The organism is Pseudoalteromonas sp. SCSIO 43210 (assembly GCF_054133285.1).
Map to the genome: position 1 here is coordinate 4,122,900 of NZ_CP087225.1, position 25,715 is coordinate 4,148,614.

Here is a 25,715-nt window from a genome sequence, read left to right on the forward strand (position 1 = left end):
CGGGAGTTTATCTCGCGCGGCATAAAGCCCCGCCTACAGCCAACCTACGCCAACTCGCCTACTTTTAACTCTTTGCCACGGCTTATTTGATGGCACTGGGCTAGCAGTAACTCGGCGGTCGCTTGTGCATCGGTTAACGCATGATGGCAATGATAGCTTGGTAACTCATAACGTGTGCGGCAAGCATTAAGGGTTAAATCATCTTGTTTTATTTCAGATGAATGGTTGAGTAAGCGCTTTTTCTCGATGTGAAGGGTGTCGAGTATCAGTTTAGGCCGCGTTGTTATATTGGCATTTTTTAAGGCTATTTTTAAAAAGCCCCAATCGAGCATGGCATTATGAAACACTAAAATACAATCATTAAAGTGGCTGCTTAGTTGCGTTAGTATACTGTGTAAACTTTGCCCTTTTGCTACCGCATCATCATTTATACCGTGATAAACAGGGCTTTGTTCGAGGCTTATAACGTCTTTATTGATAATATGCTGCGACTCACTCATTTTTATACATTGATTATCTATTACCACCCACGCTACCGATACAATTTCGTGCTGTTTTGCATCAAGGCCAGTGAGCTCTAAATCAATCACTAAGTAACGCTGTTGCAAGGCATTTTTGCCTAGTAATTTACGGCGCTTTAAGTACCGAGTGAGCAGCTTTTTTACCATGTTAGTAATCCATCATTATAAACTGCCGCGAGCAAACTTAAACGCAGCAGCTTGCTGCGCTTGTTTAACAAGGTAAAACGCTTCTTTTAGTTGATGGCGCTCTAGTGAGTTTAATTTATTAGGATTAATACAATTACTTGGTAAACCTTCTTCGTTTATTTGTGTACTCAAACGAAGCTGCGTTAAAAACCGCCAGCAATCTTTTAGGTTGTATATATCTTCTTTGCTAAGCAATTTATGTTTGAGCAGTGCCTCTAGTCGCTCTTGGGTATTAGCTCGCTTAATACCCGCTTTTAAAGCGTATAACCGCACTATGTCATTTATAATTACGACACCGCGTTTTTTTAAATCTATGTATTTATTATTTTCATCGGTTTTTTCGGTTTTAAATTTATTAAATAAACCAATTGGCACGCTGTTACTACTTATGTCGGTTGCCATTGCAGCATAGAATAAGTCGTTACGCGATATACGAATTAGCTGCTCGCAAAAAGCGGTGTATAAAGCGTTTGAACCTTCAATAAAGCGCAGGTCAAAAAATATTTTACAATTAAGCATCGCATCTGGTGTGGGGCTTTTTATCCATTTAAAAAAGCGCTCGCTCCAGTCGTTTACGCTCATTCGGCACTCATCGCTGCTTGCCATAATATTACCTGGGCAACGCCTAATGCCGCATTCAACTAAGTTCTCACATACAAATTTCCCCATGCTTTTAAAGTAAGCTTGCTGATCATTGCTTAAGTCGTTAGGGAGTAATAAGCCGTTATCTTGATCAGAATGCAGAGTTTGCTCTTCGCGTGCTTGCGAGCCAAAGCAAATAAAACTAAAGCTGGTTGGCGCTGCGCCATGCTCTTCTTGAAATAAGTGAATAAGTCGCGATGTAAGCGCATCGGTTAATCCACTTAGTAATTTACCAATTAGCGATATGTCGTCAATGTTGTACGAAAAACCACGCAATAACTCGGGGATTTCTTTTGCATAGCGTTTTAAGTCAGTAATAGTGTGCGCTTTATAAATGCGCCCAATAAGCTGCACGGGGTCACTTTTTTGTTGGCGTAATAAGTCGGTGCTGGTTATCATTCCTATCGGTTTATGGTTTTCATCAAGAACCGGTAAGTGATGAATATTATGCTTAAGCATTAAATGCAGCGCTGAAAACACTCGATTATTTTCAAATATAAACTTGGGCTTAGCGGTCATAATGCTACTTACAGCATCTTGAGGGTTTACCTCGTCGGCGAGTACGCGGTTACGTAAATCACGATCGGTAACCACGCCAACTAAATGTGCATGCTGCGTTATCATTATTGACGACACACCATGCTGTTTCATCTTTTTAGCGCTTTGCCTAATGCTTGCATCAGGCGCAAGCGTAATCGCTGTGCGTGCCATCAGCTCTGATATTTTACGCTCAGACCAGCTATCGTTTTTACTTTTATAATGCGATGACAACAACCGGTTAGCATGAGCGCGTACAAAGTATTGCTCAAACGATTTATATTCTCTGCGTAAAAAATCAAAATGCGTTTGAGAGAGCATATACACTATGCCCTCTTTTTGTACCGCTAAACGGTTTTGAATCGCTTCCCCCGTTAGTAACGACGGGAAGCCAAAGTAATCACCTTGTGCTAAACGCGTAACAACGTCGCCTTTAGCATCAACTAAATCATACAAACCAGAGCGAATTAAAAATAGTTTAGGGTTTTCACTTTGCAACCACTGAGTTTGATTTTCGCGGGTGAGGTAAATAATGTCGAGGTGATTTACAAAATACTCGTATGCACTGCTATCAAGTAGGCTAAATGGTGCTTGCATGCAAACATATTGGGCTATTTCTTGTTGTTCTACGCTCATCGTTGTGCTCATTAAAAAGTATACACAACACCAATGTACTCATTTTTTATACAAATAAAAAGCCCGACTTAAGTCGGGCTTTTTACGCTTTATTTTAAGTAACCTTAGTGATCGTGCGCTTCTGCCGATCCTTTAGGATTACGAATACCTTCTACCATTTCTTGAATTTCAACAGGTGTTGGTTGAGTAAATTTAAGAACAATTGCAGCAACTGCAAAGTTAATAATCATACCAATTAAGCCAATACCTTCAGGCGAAATACCTAAGAACCAATTTTCAGGGCTGTTTAGCTCTGGACTAACAAACTTGAAGAAGATGATATACGCAGCGGTAAAGCCTATACCCGTTACCATACCGGCAACAGCCCCTTCGCGGTTCATTGTTTTAGAGAATATACCCATAATAATTGCAGGGAAGAAACTCGCAGCCGCCAAGCCAAAGGCAAATGCCACAACCGATGCCACAAATCCAGGCGGGTTAATACCAAAGTACGCGGAGATAACAATAGCAACCATGGCTGCCAACCTCGCTGCAAGTAGCTCTTGCTTGTCGGTAATATCGGGCTTGAGGGTTCGCTTGAGTAAATCGTGCGAAACGGAGGTCGAAATAACCAGTAGTAAACCTGCTGTTGTAGATAATGCGGCAGCAATACCACCTGCTGCTACAAGTGCAATAACCCATGCTGGTAAGTTAGCAATTTCTGGATTTGCTAATACCATAATGTCGCGATCTACATTGACTTCGTTAGCACTGTTCGGATCGGTAATTTTACCCGCCGTGTAGAACATTTTGCCATCGCCATTTTTATCATCAAACGTGATTAATCCCGTACGTTCCCAATTTTTAATCCATGCAGGTGCTTCTGCGTAAGCTGTACCGCTACCGTCTTTACCATTAATGGTATCAACCATGTTTACGCGAGCAAAAGCTGCAACCGCAGGTGCTGTAGTATAAACAATCGCGATGAACACAAGAGTCCATGCGGCAGAAATACGCGTGTCTTTTACGCGAGGTACAGTGAAAAAGCGTACAATTACATGTGGTAAACCAGCAGTACCTACCATTAAAGCACCAGTAATAGCGAACACGTCAATCATGCTCTTAGAGCCTTCGGTATATTGCGCAAAACCAAGTTCAGCGCTTAAGCCGTCTAGTTTATCAAGTACGTACACGCCGTCGCTGCCAATTAATGTGGCACCAAAACCGGTTTGTGGGAAAAAGTGACCCGTCATCATCATTGAGATGAAAATGGCTGGTACAAGGTAGGCAAATACAAGTACACAATATTGCGCTACCTGTGTATAGGTAATGCCTTTCATGCCGCCAAGTACCGCATAAAAGAATACAATCACCATACCGATGTAAACACCAGTTTCAATTTCTACTTCTAAAAAGCGTGAAAATACGACGCCTACGCCGCGCATTTGCCCTGCAATATAAGTAAAACAAATGAATATGGCACATACAATTGCCACTAAACGTGCGGTGCGTGAATAGTAACGGTCGCCAATAAAGTCAGGTACAGTAAACTTGCCGAATTTACGTAAGTAAGGCGCTAAACACATAGCTAATAGTACATAACCACCTGTCCACCCCATTAAGTAAACGCTGCCATCGTAACCTGCAAACGAAATAATACCCGCCATTGAAATAAACGACGCGGCGCTCATCCAATCAGCTGCTGTTGCCATACCATTAGCAAGAGGAGGTACGCCGCCGCCCGCGACATAAAATTCTTTAGTTGAACCCGCTCGGGCCCAAATTGCTATGCCGATATAAAGCGCAAAGCTTAAACCAACAATTAAAAACGTGAGTGTTTGAACATCCATTGCTTAGCTCCTATTCGTCTACGCCATATTTTTTATCTAACGTATTCATTTTGAAAACGTACACAAAAATCAAAGCAACAAAGGTATAAATCGCGCCTTGCTGGGCGAACCAGAAGCCAAGTTTAAACCCAAAAAAACGTACTTCATTAAGTACATCTACCAATAATATGCCAAAGCCAAAAGACACAATAAACCACACTGCTAATAGTTTAAATAACAGTGAAATATTTTCTGCCCAATAAGCTTTTGCTTGTTCTTCATCTTTAAAAGCCATTTTTATTTTCCCCTTTAAGCACCGCAATATCGCGATGAGTGGTTTTTTATCTTCACTTACCAATTTAGCAATGCTGTCTCAAGATTGAATTGCGACCATAGTCGTAACAGCTTATTAACGTTTACGTAAACTGTATAAAAACAACTAAACCTAAATAGCTCTTTTTGTTATTTTTCAGCCTGTTAAGGTTTTTAAGTTGAGTTTTAGGGTTATAAAGAAGCTAAGTACTAAATTAATGCGACATTAGTCTAATGCTATAAGTTATTTTATTTTTATCTTTAATATTCAAAAAGATAAAAATAAAACTAAAATTATGATTTAAATTCAACCCTCACACTTAACCTGAGTTCTGGTATTGTGTTAATCCCTCATAGGGTTGGGGGCTATTTTAAATAATAAGGTTTAATAACAACATGACTGCCGTACTCATTATTGTTGCTTTAGGATATATAGGTGTGCTGTTTTGGCTGGCTAACTGGGGTGATAAAACGACGCCTTTAGCAAAACGCATTAGCCACCACCCTTTTGTTTACTCATTTTCATTAGGTATTTATTGTACTTCATGGACCTACTATGGGTCAGTAGGAACTGCGGCGACTAGTAGCTGGAGCTACTTACCTATTTTGCTTGGTCCTGCATTGTTGTTTTTTTTCGGACAAGGCTTTTTACGTAAATTAGTGTTGGTGAGTAAAAAACAAAACATAACCACTATTGCCGATTTCATCTCTGCTCGTTACGGTAAGCGCCAAACTACTGCAATTATGGTAACAGTTATCGCGTTACTGGCGACTATTCCTTATATCGCACTACAACTAAAAGCACTCAGTACCAGCTTTTTACTTTTGCAAAACAGTAATAAAATATCCGGCGATATGCTCGCGCTTTCTGCCACATTAATTATGGCTTTATTTGCTATATTTTTTGGTACGCGCAAAGTCGATGTGACCGAATATCGCTCAGGCTTAATGCTTGCTGTTGCCTTTGAATCAATGATTAAACTTATTGCACTTATGGCTGTGGCAGGACTTGCCATATTTACACTATTTAATTTGCCCGAATCAACCTCAAGTAAAATCACCGAATCAATTTGGGATCACTGGAGCGATTTTAACTTTTTCAGTTTTAACTTTATTGGTCAGTCGTTAATGGCTGCAGCTGCCATTATATGCTTACCACGCCAATTTCATGTCACCGTTGTAGACAACCAAAATAAACGTCATTTATTTACTGCTCGCTGGGCTTTTCCTCTGTATTTGTTATTGACTGCTGCGATGATTTTACCCATTGCAACTGCCGCTATCCATCCTGAAATCGGCAGTGGTTATTCCCCCGACAGCTTTGTACTTGCCCTACCGTTAATTAACGACAATGCATTTTTAACCACTTTTGTATTTATAGGCGGGTTGTCTGCCGCCACCGCAATGATAGTGCTCGCAACACTTACATTAAGTACTATGATCTCAAATGATGTTGTATTGCCATTAATATTACGCCGTAAATTTAAACGTAACTTAATTACCACCAGCTACAAATCGCAAATTTTATTGGTAAGACGTTTTACCATTGCCGGTATTCTAATCTTGGCTTATTTTTATCAACAATGGTTTGGCCACAGCAGTGCATTGGCGAGTATGGGGCTAGTGGCATTTTCACTCGTTACGCAATTATTGCCCGCTATTGTTGGCGGTTTATACTGGCGAAAAGGTCATGCTTACGGTGTTTATGCTGGTTTAATAGCTGGCATTATTTGTTGGGTGCTATTTTTAATGCTACCTATTTTAGATGCAGGCAACACCTTAAATAGTGAATTACAACAAACACTCATAACACGCGGGACGCTCATTGCCTTATTTGCCAATATTGGTTGTTATATTAGCTTTTCATTAGGCGCAGAAGAGCGTCTAATCGATAAAATTCAAGCAGCTGCATTTGTTAACCCAAAAGATCAGGCTATTTTAGCAAGGCGTTTAAATAAAGACGTAAAAGCCACGGTTTACGATTTTAAAATACTACTGCAAACTTTTTTAGGTATTCAGCGTAGCCAACAAGTCCTCGCGCATTACGCATTGGCACATCATTTAAGTGACAACAACGCTCACCCTGAACCTGAATTTATTGCTTATTGTGAGCGTGCTCTTACGGGTGTGTTGGGCGCCTCATCGGCACAAGCATTAATACATACGGTATCGTCGGGTAAGCGCATGGCGTTTGAAGAGGTTGTAAACTTTTTTGACGAAACGACACAAGCACTGCAGTTTAATCAAAACTTATTGTTTACCTCGCTCGAAAATTTAAGTCATGGTATTTCAGTAGTCGATAAAGACTTAAAACTTGTTGCATGGAACAAACGCTATGGTGAAATGTTTGCCTACCCAGAGGGCTTTTTAGAAGTAGGCCAACATATTGAAGATATTATTAGGTACAACGCCAACCGTGGTGAATGTGGCCCAGGCGAAATAGAACGCCAAGTAGAAAAACGCGTGCAGCATTTAAAAAATGGCAGTTCCCATCATTTTATTCGCCACCGCCGTAACGGCCAAGTATTTGAGATGATTGGTAACCCACTACCTGATGGCGGTTTTGTTACTAGCTTTTCGGATATTACAAATCACATAAGTACGCAAAATGCGCTTGAAGAAGTAAACATGGATCTTGAAAACCGCATAGAAGCGCGAACTCAAGAAGTGCAAACAATTAATAAAGACTTACAAGCTCAAATAGATAGCCGTGTACAAACCGAGCAAGCACTTACTTTAGCCAAACGAGAAGCAGAGCAAGCCAACGACAGTAAAACACGATTTTTAGCATTGGCAAGCCACGATATTTTACAGCCGCTTAATGCAGCGCGTTTATACCTTGCTGCTATTGACGAAAAGCAACTCGATAGTACCAACCAAAATAACTTTGATAAATTGGGCGACAGCCTCGACTCAACCGTGCATTTAATGTCAGCTTTGCTCGAAATAGCCAAACTAGAACAAGGCGCAATGACCCCAACGCCACGCCATTTTTGCATTGATGAAATTTTAGCGCCATTACAGAGCGAATACGCAATATTATCTAGCGATAAAGGGCTTAAACTAACGGTGCGTTCAAATCAACAAATCGTACACAGCGACATAACCTATTTACGCCGAATTATTCAAAACTTAGTATCTAATGCCGTTAAGTACACTGACAAAGGCCGTGTATTAATTGCCTGTAGAAACCGTAAACACAACCTACTGATAGAAGTATGGGATACCGGCCCAGGTATTAGCGAAGTTGAACAAGCCAAAATATTTAACGACTTTTACCGTGTTGAATCAGGTGATAACAAAGGCGTTGGCTTAGGCCTTGGCGTAGTGAAACGAATGGCTGACTTACTTAGCTTGCCATTGCATGTACGCTCAGAGCCCAATAAAGGCAGTCGCTTTAGTGTTGAAGTACCTTATGGCGATAAGCTGTTCGTACAGCAAAAAAACACTGCAAGTAGCCTAATAGAAAACCGCGCAGCAATTAATATAATAGCCGTAGACGACGACCCCGAAAATTTAGCCGCCATGGCGAGTTTACTTAAAAAATGGCAAGCTAATTACACACTATTTGATAACGTAGATAGTGTACTCACTTATGCTAAACAAAATGGCGCACCCGATGTTATTTTAATGGATTATCAACTAGGCAGCGACTGCGATGGGATAACACTAATTAAAACCCTGCGCGAAATTTGGCAAAGCCAAGTACCTGCTATTTTAATTACCGCAGTACGCGACACAGAGCTTAAACAAGAAACCAAAGCCGCTAATATTCATTATTTAAGTAAGCCAATTAAACCGGGCAAACTAAAAGCACTGCTTAATCACAGTACATAATAAGCGAGTAACAAGTGTTCTAGTTAAAAGTTATCTAGTTAAAAGCTATCTAGTAATACCGTAAAACAAAAAGCCCAGTATCTTTACTGGGCTTTGCTTTATAAAGTGTTCATAAAGTTAAACTAATTTACTCGGCTTCTGAGCTTTTGGAACAACCAACTTAGTCCCACTAACGAAAGCCCCAATCCAATAAACGAAAGCGCTTTAAGTAAGCCCTCCAAGTTAGCCATATCAATTAAAAACACCTTAACAATAACGGCAGCTAGTAAGCCTAAGCCTACTTTTTGTATTAATAATTGATTTTTTAAATGACCAAAAATAACAGTAGCCGCACCCAATAATAACCAAATAACAGAGTAGCTATAAAGCTCTGCATTGCTTGCGCCTTTTGATAAGTAAATGTAAGGGCCCTGCCAATATTGGCGAATAAAGCTGTTTATAGCCAATAATATAAAACCACCCACAACGGCCAATATAAATGACGTAGCTTTAGCATTTATTGGTTTTACAAGCTTGGCCAGCCAAAGCGTTAATCCTGCAGGTACTAACCACAATAGTAATAACCAGTTAAATATTGGCAGCTCACCTATGTAAAGTGATTCAAATAATGGGTTGTCGTCAAACAGTGTTTTAATAGCAAAAAGCCCCGCTAACCCTGCAAGTGCAAAACCCGCCACTTTATATAACTTAGCTAAAGTACCGGCAAGTTTTGCTCTGTGTAAGTACACGCACCCTAATGCCAGCCAGTTACAGGTAAGGAGTATTTGTTCGTAAAAGTTAAGTGAATCAAATTGCGGATAATGCCCTACTAGCTGATAACTTGTTTCGGTGGTAATAAAAAGTGCTAAACAATGAAGCGCCGCACCTTCTAACCATACTTTTAATTGAGATGCTTTAAAGCACCTAGCTGCGGCAAAAAATAACGCAATACATAACGGATAAACCACAATACTCCAATGCAAACCAAATACCGTTAACGCATCGTAGCTTGGCGTCCAAGGTGAAAGCGTAAGGCGCAGTAACAACGCAGCAACCAAGGCTTTTATAGGCCAATGCGGCATAGGCACGCTATAGCGCTTAATAAGCACGCTTATAAGTAATACTTGTACAGCAAGTGCAATGGTTAAGCCGCTGTCACTGAGTAGCATGGTAATTGCTAACGTAATATTGGCATTAGCGCCTACCCAATAAGTAAAACGCTGAAATAGCGTTGTATTATGCTGCGCGAGCCTTATTAAAATAGCGGCGACTACAAACAATACAACGGCCCAAAGTGGATATGCAGTACTTAACGCAGAGTTAGGAATAAGCGCATACAAAGCCGCTATCATTACAAATACACTAAATGCCCCCGTTATATGAAACGCTAAACGCTTAGATTGCTTTTTACCGTAATAAAGCCCGTAAACTGTAAGTAACAACCCGAGTAATAAACCCAAACCATACTCATTTTTGAATATAAAGAGTGCGTCATCAAATAGGTTTGGCGACAAATGCGTGCGCTGAGCACTTATAACTAATAGCGTTGAAATAACTAACGCTACGCCCTGCCAAATATCCCAGCGGCTATTTTTAAGGACTAAAAATAGCACCAAACCAATACTTAACACGCCAACTGTTTGCCACTGCATATCAAAGTGACTGATCAACATGGTAAATATTAAGGGCGCTATAAAAGCGAGTAATAAGAGGTGATCTGGGAGCACTTTAATTAAGCGTTTTAAACTGTGCGGGCGATGTTCAATAACATTCAGTTTTAGGCCTAAGCGTGGTATAGCAATTAGCCCTATAATACTAAGTAAAGCAAACGTCCCCATTAACCAAACGGTATTAATTTTAAGTAATGTAAAACCAACTAAATACCAGCCAATGTGCCCTGCCCATAATAAATACCACAACCAAGCTCGCTGTACTTTATGTGCAACTAACGCAGCCGACAAACTTACAAAACCAACATACATAAATAATGCAAACAAGTTACCACTGCCTGTACTAACCCATATTGGTACACTATAAGCGCCAATAATACCTAATACAGCCAATAATGGGCCTAGCCTAAGCGCCATTGCACTTGCACTAATCGCAATAACAGCCAGTGCAAAAAATGCCACGGTAGGGCTAAGCATAGCGTAGCTACTGTAAGCTAAAAGCGTTAAAGCAAAACAGGTAATAAACCCGCCGCTGGCAAGCGCTGCGGGTATGTAATTATTAAAGCCTTCAAATACAATGCGTTTATGGTGTAAGTAAGCTGCGGCTGCAATTAAGCTAAGTCCAAATAATCCACCCAAACTCAGCCTCATTACAGGCGATAGTAATCCCGCTTCTAGGCTGTATTTAGCTAAAAATATGCCACCAAAAGCAAGTGCTATTGCGCCAATCCAGGTCATCCAATTCTCTTCAAACCCTGTACGTAGTTTATTAAGTAATAATTCGATAGGAGATGGTGTTTTGCGTTTTGTTTTAGCTGTGCTGTTAATACTGGATTTAACCGCTATTTGGGATTCAGTGTCTAGATTTGTGTATACGGGTTCTGGTTTATATACTTTGGCTGAAGCAATCACAGGCTGGTTATGTGCAATATTTGCATCAACACATTGAGTTTGTTTTTGCACTACGACATTTGATTGTAACTCATTCACTTTTGCTTTTAAAAAAGTAATATCTTGCTTCAAACTCTTTAATTGTATAAGCGCAATTAATCCACAAATAGCGCCCCCCACAACTACCAATATAAGTATTACTGCTAAACCTATTAAATCATCCATGGCACACTCTGTAGTTATTCATTTACAGCGGCTATAGTACCTATTTTTTTATATTATCTACATTAATAATATTTTTTACGCTATTACTTAGCCTGAACTCGGGTTAAGAGGTTTACTAACGTATTGAATCATGGTGATATTTAAATTTATTTTCTCTAGCCAGAGATTTTCAGTGAGAACAAGGCGAATTTACGCGTCAATAGCTGGCCTATTGCAAGTAAATTCAACGTAGTTAGCGCTAAAAATAGCTGCTCATGATAGATTTATTATCCAGAGTTCAGCTTAATTAGCATCAATAAATAATACAAAAGCCAAGCACAGCTTGGCTTTTGTTGTGTTAAGCTTTTATATTATTGTGTGCGTTTTTTAAACCTAAATTGCCCCTCATCTATCAACCCACCACTTAAGTTTCGCGGCGTTGTATAAAAACTAACTTTAAGTTGATCTTGTTGATTATCAATATTTATGTGACTAAAGCCCCAAACAAAGCTCTTTGACCACACTAAATCATACTCCGGATATTTTTGGGCTTGAAACTGTGCAAATGGGGAATGTTTGCCACGCATTTTTGAAGCTGCACCAGATATTATAAGCGGTAATTTGCCATGACTACTGCCGCTATCAAACTCAGAGCAATCATCAGTTAACAGTTCTAAATCATGTTCATGACCCGCAATATAGCCATCAGCATATTTACATAGTGTTGGCATTAGTAAACGCCGTAACACATGTCCTTCTGTGTATTTTGTACCACCAATTGACCATAAAATATGATGCCCATACACTAACTTCCACTTAGCCGTTGAGTTAGCAATTTCTTTTTTTAACCATGCTAGTTGCTTAATATCTTCGCCATTTTTTGGTCCTTCGTGCTTATCATGAACTTCAAGCTTGGCTGCACCACTTTTAATTGCTTGTTGTTCATTACCTTCACTGCCATCAGGGTTAAGCGGCACTTTATAGTATGTTTGCCCCGCCAACAGCATATTTGTATCTAAAACGAAAAATTCTACGTCGTTACCTGGCGTCCCTTTTTTATAACTGTAGTACCCTTGTTCACCCATAAAAAAATTAGGTTGTTGCGCCATCCACTCAGTTTGTAATGCCACCCCTTTTCGAGAGCTGCGCCAGTCATGGTTACCTAAAGCAGAATATACAATCAAAGATGGATCAGCATCGAACAAAGGTTTCAAAGGGGCATAAATTAAATCATGTAAACGTTTTTGATCATCTTTACCATCATTAGCATCTGCGCCATCGGGGTAAACATTATCGCCTAATTGAATAGCAAACTGACACTCTTTGCTTTCACATAATTTAGCCATAGCTAGGCCAACCGCTTGTGCACCACCTTGTTCGGTTGCTATATCTGTCCCCGGATACACATAAATAGGAGCATGATCAAACTCTTTACGTGGTCGATAATCTTCAAGCCAATCTTGTAATTCTTTGGCTATAAATTCAGTTTTGTTTTTGGGGTTTTTAATCTGTTTCTTTTTGGGGTAGTCAACGTGATAGCCGCCATCCCCAAAAGCGATAAAATTTATATTTTTACTAGGTGTTTTTTCAGCCTGCGCACTGCACGCACTAAGTAACATACAACAAGCAAATGCAAGTGGTGAAAGAAGTAATTTGTTCATCATTTTATATTCCACAAAAAGGCCTACTTATATCAAGTAGGCCTTTTTAGTTGTGTAAATTAAAGAGAGTTAATAGTAAACCCTAGCTCATAAGTACGACCGTATGATTCATATTGGTAGTTGTATTTACGCTCACCATGATAAAGATACAAAGGCTCATCGGTTAAGTTTTTCGCATTAAAGTAAACATTAACAGAATCATTTATAAAGTACTTACCGCTGAAATCTAATTGCGTGTGACTATCTTCATATACATTCATGTCAGCATCTTCAAATTGGAAGCTTTCACTCTTATAAGATGCGCTCAAACGAGTGCTAATTACATTGTTTTCATAACCAACAATAAAGTTACCTATTTTATCTGCTTGATTTGGTAAGCCATCGTCAGCATTAATAAATGTGCCATTTGCACTAATTAAAAAACCAGAATCAAACGTTTTACTCCAGTTAAGTTCAAGCCCTGTTAGTGATGCAGAGCCACCATTAACCATTTGCACAACTTCTTGGTAACCATTCCATTGGCCGTTATCTTGTACTTCTTGCTGAACAATATAGTTGTCGATATCTTTGTAGAACAGCCCCGCTGAAAGTACCCCAATACTGCCTGGGTAGTATTCAATAGAGGCATCGAGATTCATTGATTCATAAGGGTCTAAATCGGGGTTCCCCACTTCAGCTTTACGCTCAACGGAAATTACGCCGTCATCTTCACTGCTTTCAGATTCAATTAACTGAAACGCCGCAGAATCTTTAAATGAAGGGCGTGCAATTGTATTTGTATAGGCAAAACGAGAGACTAATTTATCACTGTGCTCATAGCGCATATTTAAACTAGGTAAAAAATGATCATAATCTTTTGTGGCTTTCCAAGGCGTGCTTGTAACTACTTCCGTATCGTTTACATCGTCAGTTAATAGCGCGACCTGATTACCTTCAGTATCAAATTGAGTTCCTTCATAACGAAGGCCTGCGACAATTTGTAACTTATCAATATCTAACGTTACCATTGCATAAGCTGCAACAATATCTTCATTACTGGTATAACTTGCACCATCGGACTCAACTTGTGAGTCGTTTTCGTTCAGTTCAAATGCATCACGATTATTATTCACAAATTGACGGATAGCTGAACGATTTAGACCAGGACCAAATTCTCCTAAATCATAGTCGGGGACAGGCGCAGCGAAGTCACTCGCGAGTGCTCCTTGTAAGTCATCCTTATAAATCCAAACATTTACATCGTTACGTTTTTCACGGCTTTGATATTTAGCGCCAAACTTGAATTCACCATTGTTATTATTCCAAACAAAATCACGACTGAAATCAACCTTAAAGGTCATTGCTTCATCTTCACTAAGATTGTCGTTAGCCTCTACTTTATCTAAAACAAAATTGCTCATGTCGTTAGCATTAGATGATTGAGATAAGCTTGGTATTTCACTTTGTGCAATATAACCCAAATCAAGCCCTTCACCCGCAAAGCTTACATCTAAGCGATCTGGCTCTTTTTCGTCTGACTTTGAGTAACCGACGCTGTATTCAACAAACCAATTGTTTAATTGATGCTCGCCACCTGCGACCAATGACAAAATGCTTTGTTCTTCATAACGATCTTTCGTATCTCGGTCCATTTCAGCGTCAGAAAAAGAAGCGCTGTTATTATCATGGGTATTAACTTGGCCATCGCTAAACTTAAACTCTTTACGCTGGCGGTATTCATCATCCGAGAAATCACTGTAAAGTGTGCGTAAATAGTATCGATTTGCTACACCACTGTGTAAATCAAAGTTAAGCGCAGCACCTAAACGCTCACGTGTAATTTGATATTGGCGTTGCTCAATCTCTTCTGCTCCAAAGATTTTTATATCTTCACCCGTAGCGTCATCTTCAACTTTAAATTCGCTCCAGCCACCATCAGTTTCAACATTACGAGAACCAAAGTCACGTTTAAACCACGAAATAGCAGTCGCTACCCCTAAATCCAAACCGTTATTGAGTTCATAAACATCTGTAAAACTTGCCGAAAGTTTAGGGCTAGTGTCCGACTCAAGTTCATTATATGAACCTTGTGCGGTGAAGCTATAACTCTGCCCAGATTTATCAAAAGCACTTAAACTTTTAACTTCAATTGAACCACCAATCGCACTTGCATCCATGTCAGGTGTGACCGTTTTACTTACTTCTAAACTTTGAATTAATTCACTTGGAATAACATCCATTGCCACACTGCGAACCCCGGCCTCGGGAGAAGGTACATTAAGGCCATTCACGGTCACATTATTTAAATTAGGATCGATACCACGAATACCAACAAAACGTCCTTCGCCTTGATCTCGCGCTATAAAAACCCCCGGCAGGCGTTGTAAAGCTTCCGCTGCATTTTGATCTGGGAGCTGACCAATTGAATCAGCACTTACCACTGACTTTAGATTACTGGCATTTTTTTGTCTGTTAATCGCGCCAGCTTGCCCTGCACTTTGACCATAAACAATAATATTATCAATCGCATCCTCTTGCTCACCTATTATTATTTGTTGCGTGAACACGTTTTCATCAACAATTTTTATTTTTTTCTCTACCGAGGATGCACCAATATAATCAACCATTAAGGTGTAATCCCCTGCTGGTAAATTATTAAATGAGAAAGTACCATCACGCCCGCTGACTGTTTTTAGATTTAGTTCTTTTACAGTAATTTTTGCACCACCAAAGTAAACACTTTGACTTGAATCGGTAATGCGTCCTTTAACGGCGCCATCAGCTAAAACTGGGGTTGTATATAAAATGCCACAACATGCTAATGCGAGACTCGACTTAATAAAAGGTGATGATTTAAAAGGGTTCATAATGTTTCTCTTAATTGCTGCTTATGATTAATAGGCCATACTGGCTCGGCACGGACATCCTAATTACAGAAGATGAATTAAATATGTCAGTGTTTTTTATCCCCTATTTAAACCATGTGTTTATGTTGTTTTTTTTACAAAAAAACGACAACGTGAGCTAATTTGACTCCCCTTAATTTACCTATAATTACGGTTTGATAATAAAAACTACAAACAAAATAGAGCTAAAATAATAAACGATTAAATATGTTGAGCTGTTCAGACTCTAACTTAACTAAGACATCTGTTTACGACCAAAATACAACCTGTCTCCATCAACAAACAAACCTGTTATTTTTAATCAAAAAAAAGCCCCAAGTAAAAAATACTCAGGGCATGTACTATTTTTAAAACTAACTATTCAACACTATCGGTGATCGTACGTTCTAAGGTCATTTTATAACCTGAGCTCGTTGTTGTATCGTGCTCTAAGATAAGTATGTAGTTTCCTTCTTGCGTAAAGTCCATATCGCTTTGTTGGATAAGCACAATTTGCTGCCCGTTATCCTCAAATACTGCATAAACAGTGTAAATCTCGTTGTCTACGACTTGCTCTTCTTGATCGTATTTATCAAGCCCATCAACAACATTACTTGTGTCTTCTACTGTTTCACCGTTAAGTGTAAAGTACACGTCAACTTCAGAGACTGATTGACCTGCATAATTTTCAATTAAATTTACAACTGATACCGTATGACTATAACTGCTAGGTGTAAGGTTTTCTTCTACGCTCATCATACGAGGACCATTTTCTTCGTCGTTATAAAAAATCCCCACTGCACTTTGTTCACGCTCTAACGTCATTAAAAAGTTATCAGCAAGCTTAGTGCCTTCTTCGTCATACATAGCAACACTGTAGCTGTTAGGCGATAATTCAACATAGTTAGTATAAGTATCGTTGGCTACTGTATCGGTTGTTAACTCTGTAGTACCACGAGTAATTGAGAAGCTAACCGGTGAATAGCTATCCATTGTATTAATGAATCGTAATTGGCCTTGTGCATCTTGATGATTTAGCTCCGTGACATAGTTATTATCAGTCACTATATCAAGCGTAATACCGTTTTTTTCGGTTGCATAGCTTGGACGGATCATAGCAACGTAGCTTGCTTCGTCGTAGTAATAAACTGAAGGTGATTCAAAAATAACATCCGAACTACCTGCCGCTGTCACATAAATTGTATAATACCCTTCTTCAAGTGTTTGCAGATCGGGCTCAGTCAAATACTGCGCAGAGGCAAATAATGTTGCGCTTTCAAATACACCATCATCCGTAGCTATATAAATATCATAGTTATTATTTTCATTCGTGGTATTAAAAAAACCTAAGTTAAATTCATCAGTGTCACTAGAGATAGGCACGCTAAGCTCTGTGAATATAGGCTCAGCAAAATCGCCACTCATCACAATTAATTGCGTTTTATCACCTTTAATCGACACTTCTTGTTCACTAATGGTTATGTAACTGTCGTTGGCATCAAGGTACTCAAAACTTACATCATAAGTGTCAGTACTGTAGTTGTGACGAGTAGTTACATCAGCAAAGTCAGTACCTGAACGCTCTGTTTCATCAATAAATAGTCGAGTGTATGGGCTGTTATAAGAGCCATTGTATAATTGAATATAACCGGTATCACTTGAGCTATCATCGGAGCCACAACCGGCTAAGATAGAGATTAAACTAAGTGGTAAAGCAGCTTTAAACAGGGAGTTGGTCATTAGAGTTATTCCTTATTATTAAAATCCCTTTTATGACTCGAATACCCTATTTTAATTTCATAATTTACAAAGCATTACTCGCACTGACACTTCCTGACGTAAACGTTAAAAAGTGTATGAAAGTGTCTTTAATATTGATAATAGATTACAAAAGGAAAAGTTTGAGGGACAACCACAGCAAATGCTTAGCGTTTTGACGTCTGCGTTTAGAGGTTGAAAAGATCAGCTCACTACATACCTATTACGGCCAGTTTCTTTTGCTTTATACAAAGCAAGATCAGCTCGCTTCATTACCTCATCAAACAACTCTCGTTCAATGCGTTGTGCAATACCTATGCTTACAGTTATAAAGCGGTCGTTTTTCACATTAATTGTATGGGCGAGTTCTAAAATAGTTTGGGAAAAATCAGTCACATCATTAATATTACTTGGGGGGAAATAACCGGCAAACTCTTCACCACCAATTCGAGCAAAAACACTCGTGTCATCAAATAAAGCATTCACTTTATAGGCAAACTCTTTAAGTATTTTGTCTCCCATATCGTGACCGAAGTCATCATTTATAGATTTAAAATGATCTATATCAATAATTAAAAGAGTGTATGCGGGTGTCGTCACATTTTTCACATATCGATAGAAACAACGCCTGTTATGCACATTAGTCAAATCATCCATAATGAGCTCTTTAGCTAGCCGATTATGCATTTTTTGCATAAATAACATAGTTTTAAATAAGCCAAAAGCGGTTATTGTCATGCCTATAGTTCGGCATAAATCTTCAACATACAAACTTACCCAGTAAGGCGGTATAACCACCTCATCAAGCACATCAGCCGTAATACCGACAATCCATAATAACAATCCAGTGCTTACATAAAAATATGCTTTTTTAGCTAACTTTGAGCACTGTACAACCCAAAAAATAGCAACAATGACTATTAAATTAATAACATCCGTCGTAAAACCATAAATATTATTTTTAAAATCTAAAAAAGGGAAATTCATTAAAGAATAAGCAGAAAACACCAAAATATAGGAAAGAAGTATAAACATTAAAAGCTTATTCAGCTTAGTGAGATGGACAAAGCGACTTAACTTTATACTTACTATTTCGGGATTCATTATCGTCCAATTTTACGTTAGGCTATATGAGCAACACGTAAAATTATAACACACGTTCAAAATTCAGATACAAAACCACTGCGTTAAATGAGTGTACTTACCCCCCATGTCCCTAGTATTAAAACACTTAAACCAATCATAGCCTTAGTTTTATGTTTACTAATTATCCGTTCAGCTTGATTACCCGCGTAATACACAATAATAGCCAAACTAAAATAACGAATAGAACGTGCAATAGCACTGGCTAACAAAAATAACCAAATTGAATATTTAGTTGCACCAGCAGCAAGCATCGCTATTTGAAAAGGGATTGGTACAATACCAAGCGTTATAACAAACCAAAAACCTTGTTCTTGCATTTGTTGCTGAACATTTTTAAATTGCTCTGGTGTTGAAAACGTATTAATGATCCAATCACCAACGGCGTCAAATAGGTAATAACCCAAAGCATAGCCAAACAGGGCTCCCACAATACATCCCAAAGTAGCCATAAATGCAATAAGCCAAAGTTTTTCACGTCGAGCTTGCATTAATGGCACTAAAACAGCCTCAAGTGGAATAGGGACTATGGTCGACTCTAAAAAAGACGCAACGGTAATACCACTTAACATATGCTTAGAATCTATAAATTGACGTGTTTTTTGTTTAAGTTTTTTTTGAATAGCCATTATAATTCCCTTCTATAATTTAAACTCTCGACAATATAAAGTAGAGGCCTTTATTTCTATTTATCAGATACTTAAAAAACAAAATATAAAGTCTATTTCACCTAAAAAACCACTACTGTAAATTTAACCTACAGAGATAAACCCACCAAAATCGAATGCTAATAAAGTTAAATTAACCTGAGATCTGGTTAAGATATTTACCAACGTATTGAATTATAGTGATATGTAAATTTATATTCTCTAGCCAGAGATTTTCAGTGAAAACAAGACGAACTTACGCGTCAATAGCTGGCCTGTTGCAAGTAAATTCAACGCAGTGAGCGCTGAAAATAGCTGCTTGAGATAGATTTATTATCCACAGTTCAGGTTAAATTAACCACCCTACAATCCAAGTAACAATATAACTAACTTGCGAAGTATCATCGCATATTCAGCTTAATATAGGATGAAAATACATATTTATGAGCAAGTCGCTATTTACTACATATGTTTCGCCTTATAAGCAATAAACGTTACAAGCTAAGTCCAAGGTTTTTACTGAAAACATATTCATGTAAAAAACACATCAATTAAATGAAAATGATATTGCGAATTGTTCGCATTTGTATATAATGTGACGAAATTATTGCCCGCTCAACTGTATTATTTGTTTACTTAATTAGGAATTTATTATGCGTTTAAAAAAACTATTAACAGGTGTGATGCTACTCACAGTCTGTGCAACAAGTTATGCCCACACTCCTTATTTAGCGCCCTACTCTTTTGATGAATCAAGTCAAGATAACGTTACTTTAGACGCTGCTTTTGCAGAGAAATTTTTTGTTCCTGAGCTTGCGTTTAATAACAGTATTTTTACTGTTATTACTCCTAATGGTGAAACCATAAATCCTGATAATGTTGTTAAATTGCATTTACGTATGGTTGTAGAGCATCAGCTAAAAGAAGAAGGTACTTATCGCTTTAGCACAGGTAAACGCTTAGGCCGTGTGTTTAAAATGTATGAAATAAACGGTGTAAGAAAATCGCTAGAAAACCCAATGGATGCAATCCCTGAGGGAGGAAAGTTACTCGCCTTTTTCCAATCACTCACCTTAGCTGAAAGTTATGTAACCAAAGGTGCCCCAAGTGAAACAGCCCTAAAACCTTACGGTCAAGGCTTAGAGTTTATTGCTAAAAGCCATCCTAATGAACTTTTTGTTGGTGAACGTTTATCAATGGTTAGCGTGTTTAATGGAAAACCACTGGCTGACTTAACTGTTGATGTTTTTCAGGCGAACGATCAATTTAGCAATGATAAACCTTCCATCTCATTAAAAAGTAACGATAAAGGCGAGTTTAGCTTTATGCCACAAAAACAAGGCGTATACCTTTTACGTGCACGTTATAAAAGTGATGCACCTAAAGGCTCTCCGGCTCCTCAAATCAGTAATACCTACACCCTTGTTGTTGAAGCGACAGAATAAACGAGAAATAAAATGAACAAAATAATAACGATTACTTTTACTACTGTTTTAGCACTACTAAGTACAGTCACAAATGCAGCATCGCATAGCAAGTCGATTTACATAAACCAATACGATACCAACAATGACGGCAATGTGCACTTAGCTGAATTTGACAATGCCCGACAGAATAACTTTAACAGCACTGACGAAAATAAGGATGGCGCAGTAAGCGAAAACGAATATGTTTTTGAATACCAAGACCGTATGGATAAACAACTTACCCTTGATAGGTTAGTGCAAGTTAAACAAACCACAGTACGCTTCAAAGCACTCGATAAAAATGAAAATGCTAAAATGGAATGGCAAGAATACCAAGCATCTGGTGTACGTAGTTTTACAAAATATGATGTAAATAAAGACGGCACAATTAACGACCTAGATCCTGAGCCAAAAAGAAAAACAGAAAAGAAAACGGTTGAAAAAACTGAGCAGCAATTAGCACAAGAAAAACAAAACAAATTAAACAGAGCAAAACGCCTACTTCGTATGCCAACAACGCACGATCGAAAAGGTTTTTTTATTAAATACGACCTAAATCAAGATAACATTATTACCCAAAAAGAATTTAACCAACGCCGTCGACAAGACTTTAATCGTGCCGACGAAGATGCTAATAATTGGCTAACAGAGCAAGAGTATATTTTTGAATATGAAAACCGTTTAGATAAAAAGATAGCCAGTACACGCAAAGCTGCATTAAAACAAACACACATTCGTTTTAATGTTTTAGATAAAGATGAAGATGGTGCAATGACCTTTGCTGAATACCAGCTGTCAGGGCATCGTAGTTTTACACGTTGGGATACTGACAAAGACGGTATCGTCAACAACCTAGATCCAGCGCCTAAAAAAAATGAATATGTGAGCAACAATAAAACGGCAAAATCATCAAACACTAATTACTGAATATTAAACGCCTCCCTGCCAATAAATTTACAGGCAGGGAGAACAATATTGAATTAAGGAATGTTGATAAATCATGTTAAAAAAAATATTCGGTGCTGCTTTATTGCTTATTTTTAACACACAGCCAGTTCTTGCAATGGTAAATGCCCATTACGATAATGTATTAGGTACATCAATGGATATAAGCATTGCAGGTGTACCTCAACTGCAAGCAGAAAAAGCGATAGGTAGTACATTAAATGAAATAACACGCTTAGAAGGGATTCTTTCAACGTGGCAAAAAGAGAGTCAGATTAGCTTGCTAAACAAATTAGGAAGTAAACAAAACCTTCCTAGTGAATTAATTGAAATTGTTGAATTATGTGAAAAATGGCATGCCGCTTCGCATAAAAAATTCAGTTGCAAAATGGGAAAATTAAAAGAGCTTTGGTTAGCCGCTGAACGCACTGATAGCGTACCAGATAGGATTGCCGTACGTTATAAAGCTCGCGACATCCAACGCTCAACCATTAACATTGATGCTGTAAAAAGCAGTGTAATATTAGATGAAAAAATAGCACTTGATCCTGCGGGGTTAGCAAAAGGGTTTATTATTGACTTAGCTTATGCGCATTTGCATTCGTTATTGCCTGATGCAACGGGATTAAAATTAGATATTGGCGGTGATGCATATTATTGGGGAAAACCAAATAATAATGCTAAATGGCATGTTGCAATAGCCGATCCGACAAATCTAAACGATGCTCAATCAGCAGCGCCATATTATGTGAATTTATCAAATATGGCCATTGCATCAAGTAGTCACCATAATCGCTTTAGACAGATTCAAAGAAGAAAATTTAGTCATATTTTAGATCCACAAGATGGCTGGCCAATGGACTATGCGCCATCTGCAACGGTTATAGCTAAAGACGCCGTCACTGCAGATGCCATCGCAACGGCATTAAGCACTCAATCAATATCACAAGGAATAGATTGGGTTAATCAACTAGGAAATGTTGAAGCATTAATAGTATCGCCTCAAGGTTTAAAAGTGGCATCAGCTGGATGGCATACTTTTGTAGGCTCTGAAACTGAAGCCATTGATGAGCTTTCTGCTAACTCACTGCAAATAGAATATCAAATACCTAATTTACAAGTAGCTAAATATGAAAAACCTTATGTTGCTATTTGGATAAGCGATCGCCAAAACCGTAGTGTTTATAATTTACTATTACTGGGTGAAAGTAATCGATGGGCTAAAGAAAACAGTCGTTGGTGGCGACGTGTCGGTCGTAAAAATCCAGATTTATTAGATGGTATAGCTCGTCCAACTCGCCGACCAGGAGAATATAAAGTTCTTTGGAGTGGCCTAAATAACAATGGTGAATTTGATAGAAAAGCTAAATACTATCTAAATATAGAAGCGGCAAGAGAAGGTGGAGGCCACAACTATAAACGGATTGAATTTGAGTTTAGCCCTCATACTGAATCAGCCTCACTACCTAAAAAATTAGTCATTCCTGCTAAAGGTGAACTGGGAATTGTAAGCATAACTTATAAAACAACAAATAATAATCGCCTCTAACGCTTACTCATTTAAAGGTATTATTAAAAAATAAATGTGTAAATCGCAATCGTTTGCCTTTGCATTTAAATTAACATTAAATTAGGGATCATCATGAAATATAAAAAATCCATTTTAACCAGTGCAATAACCATTGCACTTAGTGGGCAAGCTTTCGGACAGACCATACAAACACTAGAAAAAACGGTTGTTAAATCTCAAAGCATTGAGCGTGATGCGGTAGTAGAAGTACTTAGTAGTGAAGAATTAGCACTTCGCCAAGTTGATAACTTTGAAGATTTAGTAAAATTAGTACCTGGTGTATCTGTATCAAAAGGTGATGATCGCTGGGGTGCAAGTGGCTTTAATATTAGAGGATTAGATGAAGACCGAGTTGCTATTAATGTTGATGGCGTGCCACAGGGCGAAACACTAAAGTACGAAAGCGGACAAGCTTACGGATATTTTAAAGGTTCACGTAATGGTGTCGATATTGAAGCACTAAAATCAGTTGAAATTGTTAAAGGTGCTGATGCTATTTTATCGGGTAACGGTTCGCTTGCTGGTGCCGTTAATATGACAACGAAAGATCCTGACGATTTTCTTTCTTATCAAGGCGATGACTCAGGTTTTGCCATAAAAGCAGGCTACAGTGGTGAAAATAGCGAAACAATGACCTCACTCACTGCGGCTAATAGAACTGGTGCTCTAGAATCACTCATTATTTATACCTATCGCGATGGTAATGAATTTGAAAACTATGACATGAATGGCGCTGATATAGAAGGCTCTGCCAGAGAAATTCCTGACCCTCAAGATACTAAGTTAAATAGTGTACTAGCTAAGCTTATTTATGAAATTAGTCCTGACAATGAAATTGGATTTGTTGGTACTTATTACAAAACAAAAGTTATTACTGATACGCAATCATTTAATGGGGGTTGGTATTCAAACCGAGTAGGCAACGATATAAGTAAAACAACCCGAGTTGGTGTTTTTCATAAATACGAAGGTGAAACAGCTCTTTTTGATAAAATAACCACTGCATTAAATAAACAAAGTATCGACTTTGCGGCTAATACGAGCCAACACGCTAGATTTGGTTTTGGTGGTGGAATAACTACCGATGAAGACCGTGTTGATACACGTGCTTTTAATCAAGACCTATTCCAAGTAACAGTTGATCTAGAGAAGTCATTTAAGTTTGCGCAACAAAAACATAAATTAGTTTATGGTGCTGAAATATTAAATAAAGACTATGAAAACTCACAAGTACGAAAGTCTAACAGCATTTTAAACGACAAGGGTTGGGTAGAATCAAGCAGCCAAGCTTTGATCCCAAAATCAGAAGCCGACATTTATACTTTATACGCCTTAGATACGTTTAATCTTGGAAAAACAACTCAGGCGCGTCTTGGCGCACGATATGACCACTATACATATAATGCTAAAGCAGATGAAAACTATTCAGATGAATCAGGAACATTAGGAGAAATTTCGTTCTCTATGGCAACATGGACAGCTGGCATTGAACAAGCACTCAATGATTCATTTAGTATTGAAATGGGTGTATCAACTGGCTTCAGAGCACCTACCATTGAAGATATGTACACAACAAGTGGCACTCTCGATGATTGGAATGAAGTTCCCAATGCCGATCTAAAAGCGGAATACAGCACTAACTATGACGTTGCATTAGTTGGTGAGTTTTCTAAAGGTAGTTTTCGTTTAGGTACTTTTTTCAGTAAGTATAAAGACTTTATTGATAGCGAAAAACGCCAAGGCATAAATACTAATACGGGTGAAACAGACCCAGATGGATTTTTTGTCAACTTTAATTCAGATACCGTTGAAATTAAAGGTATTGAGTTCTCGGCCGACCTTAACCTAAGCCGCACATTTGATTTAACACCCGGTTTAAAAACACGTGTACAAGCAGCTTATACAAGTGGTGAAAATAGCGAAGATACGCCTATCTACTCTATTCAGCCGTTCAATTTAACGTGGGGAATAAGCTACGACCAGCCTGAAGGTAATTGGGGCGTTCACACATATGCTTCTTACACTGCAGGTAAAGAAGATAAAGACTCCTTTACAATCGATGAAAATGGCGAAAAAACATACCCTCTTTATTCTAGTAATGCAGCAACAATTATTGACCTAACTGGGTATTACAATATTACTGAGTCTTTACGCTTGGTTGCAGGCGTATACAACGTAACAGATAAAGAATATTACCGTTGGGATAGTGTCCGCTTTGTTGACCAAGGTGATATGAGACCTGGGATCGGAGTGACTGATAACGGCATTAAACGCTACAGCGAAGCAGGCCGTAATTTAGGTGTAAATGTAAGTTATAAATTTTAAAGGTACACAAAATAATTAATATTTAGGCCGAGTTATGACTATAACTCGGCTTTTTTCCTTCTAGCCAAGATAAATAGTGCTTAAACAAAAAGCACGTTAGAAATAGCAGACAA

At 38.4% G+C, this 25,715-nt stretch carries 15 protein-coding genes; 5 read left to right on the forward strand and 10 right to left on the reverse strand.

Translation table 11 applies throughout. From position 1 onward, the window contains the following. Positions 1–44 precede the first annotated feature (44 nt). The 4 genes from LOS73_RS18030 to LOS73_RS18045 form a co-directional block, all read right to left on the reverse strand. Positions 45–668: a 3'-5' exonuclease gene (locus tag LOS73_RS18030; protein WP_457934070.1), complete on the reverse strand. Its 624-nt coding sequence runs from the start codon at positions 666–668 to the stop codon at positions 45–47. A gap of 15 nt (positions 669–683) precedes the next feature. Beyond that, positions 684–2,522: a DUF294 nucleotidyltransferase-like domain-containing protein gene (locus LOS73_RS18035; protein WP_457934071.1), complete on the reverse strand. Its 1,839-nt coding sequence runs from the start codon at positions 2,520–2,522 to the stop codon at positions 684–686. A gap of 104 nt (positions 2,523–2,626) precedes the next feature. Next, the gene (locus LOS73_RS18040; protein WP_007377497.1) at positions 2,627–4,351 is read right to left on the reverse strand and encodes a sodium:solute symporter family protein; all 1,725 of its coding nucleotides are present in this window, start codon (positions 4,349–4,351) and stop codon (positions 2,627–2,629) included. Between the two features lie 10 nt (positions 4,352–4,361). After that, positions 4,362–4,625 (reverse strand): DUF4212 domain-containing protein, encoded by a 264-nt coding sequence (locus tag LOS73_RS18045; RefSeq protein ID WP_007377498.1) that lies wholly within the window; start codon positions 4,623–4,625, stop codon positions 4,362–4,364. Positions 4,626–5,038: 413 nt separating this feature from the next. On the opposite strand from LOS73_RS18045, the gene LOS73_RS18050 reads away from it, so the two are divergent. After that, positions 5,039–8,479 (forward strand): PAS domain-containing hybrid sensor histidine kinase/response regulator, encoded by a 3,441-nt coding sequence (locus LOS73_RS18050; RefSeq protein WP_457934072.1) that lies wholly within the window; start codon positions 5,039–5,041, stop codon positions 8,477–8,479. 122 nt (positions 8,480–8,601) lie between these two features. Here the strand turns inward: LOS73_RS18050 and LOS73_RS18055 are convergent, their stop codons facing one another. From LOS73_RS18055 to LOS73_RS18080, 6 genes are all read right to left on the reverse strand, one after another. Next, positions 8,602–11,244 carry a DUF2339 domain-containing protein gene (locus LOS73_RS18055; protein ID WP_033040582.1) on the reverse strand — a complete coding sequence of 881 codons (2,643 nt, stop codon included), beginning with the start codon at positions 11,242–11,244 and terminating at the stop codon, positions 8,602–8,604. Between the two features lie 350 nt (positions 11,245–11,594). Next, positions 11,595–12,887 (reverse strand): metallophosphoesterase, encoded by a 1,293-nt coding sequence (locus LOS73_RS18060; protein WP_050482465.1) that lies wholly within the window; start codon positions 12,885–12,887, stop codon positions 11,595–11,597. A 56-nt stretch (positions 12,888–12,943) separates the two neighbouring features. Then, positions 12,944–15,730, reverse strand: a complete 2,787-nt coding sequence (locus LOS73_RS18065) for a TonB-dependent receptor (protein WP_033040706.1) — start codon at positions 15,728–15,730, stop codon at positions 12,944–12,946. Positions 15,731–16,126: 396 nt separating this feature from the next. Further along, positions 16,127–17,488: a hypothetical protein gene (locus LOS73_RS18070; protein WP_008135145.1), complete on the reverse strand. Its 1,362-nt coding sequence runs from the start codon at positions 17,486–17,488 to the stop codon at positions 16,127–16,129. Positions 17,489–17,710: 222 nt separating this feature from the next. Next, complete coding sequence (locus tag LOS73_RS18075) at positions 17,711–18,541, reverse strand: GGDEF domain-containing protein (protein ID WP_457934073.1); 831 nt, start codon at positions 18,539–18,541, stop codon at positions 17,711–17,713. A gap of 152 nt (positions 18,542–18,693) precedes the next feature. Then, complete coding sequence (locus LOS73_RS18080; RefSeq protein ID WP_008135143.1) at positions 18,694–19,278, reverse strand: YqaA family protein; 585 nt, start codon at positions 19,276–19,278, stop codon at positions 18,694–18,696. 671 nt (positions 19,279–19,949) lie between these two features. Here LOS73_RS18080 and LOS73_RS18085 point away from each other — a divergent pair. From LOS73_RS18085 to LOS73_RS18100, 4 genes are all read left to right on the forward strand, one after another. Then, on the forward strand, positions 19,950–20,741 hold the full coding sequence (locus tag LOS73_RS18085; RefSeq protein WP_008135141.1) for a DUF4198 domain-containing protein: 792 nt from the start codon (positions 19,950–19,952) through the stop codon (positions 20,739–20,741). A 12-nt stretch (positions 20,742–20,753) separates the two neighbouring features. After that, positions 20,754–21,689, forward strand: coding sequence for an EF-hand domain-containing protein (locus tag LOS73_RS18090; RefSeq protein ID WP_033028715.1), 936 nt, complete (start codon positions 20,754–20,756; stop codon positions 21,687–21,689). A gap of 73 nt (positions 21,690–21,762) precedes the next feature. Then, positions 21,763–23,256, forward strand: coding sequence for a DUF2271 domain-containing protein (locus LOS73_RS18095; protein WP_457934074.1), 1,494 nt, complete (start codon positions 21,763–21,765; stop codon positions 23,254–23,256). A 93-nt stretch (positions 23,257–23,349) separates the two neighbouring features. Beyond that, positions 23,350–25,602: a TonB-dependent hemoglobin/transferrin/lactoferrin family receptor gene (locus LOS73_RS18100; protein WP_007378237.1), complete on the forward strand. Its 2,253-nt coding sequence runs from the start codon at positions 23,350–23,352 to the stop codon at positions 25,600–25,602. Positions 25,603–25,715 lie beyond the last annotated feature (113 nt).

Excerpts from the sequence above, each read along its gene's own strand:
- LOS73_RS18030 (WP_457934070.1), bottom strand. The coding sequence starts at position 668 with ATGGTAAAAAAGCTGCTCACTCGGTACTTAAAGCGCCGTAAATTACTA.
- LOS73_RS18035 (WP_457934071.1), bottom strand. The coding sequence starts at position 2,522 with ATGAGCGTAGAACAACAAGAAATAGCCCAATATGTTTGCATGCAAGCA.
- LOS73_RS18040 (WP_007377497.1), bottom strand. The coding sequence starts at position 4,351 with ATGGATGTTCAAACACTCACGTTTTTAATTGTTGGTTTAAGCTTTGCG.
- LOS73_RS18045 (WP_007377498.1), bottom strand. The coding sequence starts at position 4,625 with ATGGCTTTTAAAGATGAAGAACAAGCAAAAGCTTATTGGGCAGAAAAT.
- LOS73_RS18050 (WP_457934072.1), top strand. The coding sequence starts at position 5,039 with ATGACTGCCGTACTCATTATTGTTGCTTTAGGATATATAGGTGTGCTG.
- LOS73_RS18055 (WP_033040582.1), bottom strand. The coding sequence starts at position 11,244 with ATGGATGATTTAATAGGTTTAGCAGTAATACTTATATTGGTAGTTGTG.
- LOS73_RS18060 (WP_050482465.1), bottom strand. The coding sequence starts at position 12,887 with ATGATGAACAAATTACTTCTTTCACCACTTGCATTTGCTTGTTGTATG.
- LOS73_RS18065 (WP_033040706.1), bottom strand. The coding sequence starts at position 15,730 with ATGAACCCTTTTAAATCATCACCTTTTATTAAGTCGAGTCTCGCATTA.
- LOS73_RS18070 (WP_008135145.1), bottom strand. The coding sequence starts at position 17,488 with ATGACCAACTCCCTGTTTAAAGCTGCTTTACCACTTAGTTTAATCTCT.
- LOS73_RS18075 (WP_457934073.1), bottom strand. The coding sequence starts at position 18,541 with ATGTTTATACTTCTTTCCTATATTTTGGTGTTTTCTGCTTATTCTTTA.
- LOS73_RS18080 (WP_008135143.1), bottom strand. The coding sequence starts at position 19,278 with ATGGCTATTCAAAAAAAACTTAAACAAAAAACACGTCAATTTATAGAT.
- LOS73_RS18085 (WP_008135141.1), top strand. The coding sequence starts at position 19,950 with ATGCGTTTAAAAAAACTATTAACAGGTGTGATGCTACTCACAGTCTGT.
- LOS73_RS18090 (WP_033028715.1), top strand. The coding sequence starts at position 20,754 with ATGAACAAAATAATAACGATTACTTTTACTACTGTTTTAGCACTACTA.
- LOS73_RS18095 (WP_457934074.1), top strand. The coding sequence starts at position 21,763 with ATGTTAAAAAAAATATTCGGTGCTGCTTTATTGCTTATTTTTAACACA.
- LOS73_RS18100 (WP_007378237.1), top strand. The coding sequence starts at position 23,350 with ATGAAATATAAAAAATCCATTTTAACCAGTGCAATAACCATTGCACTT.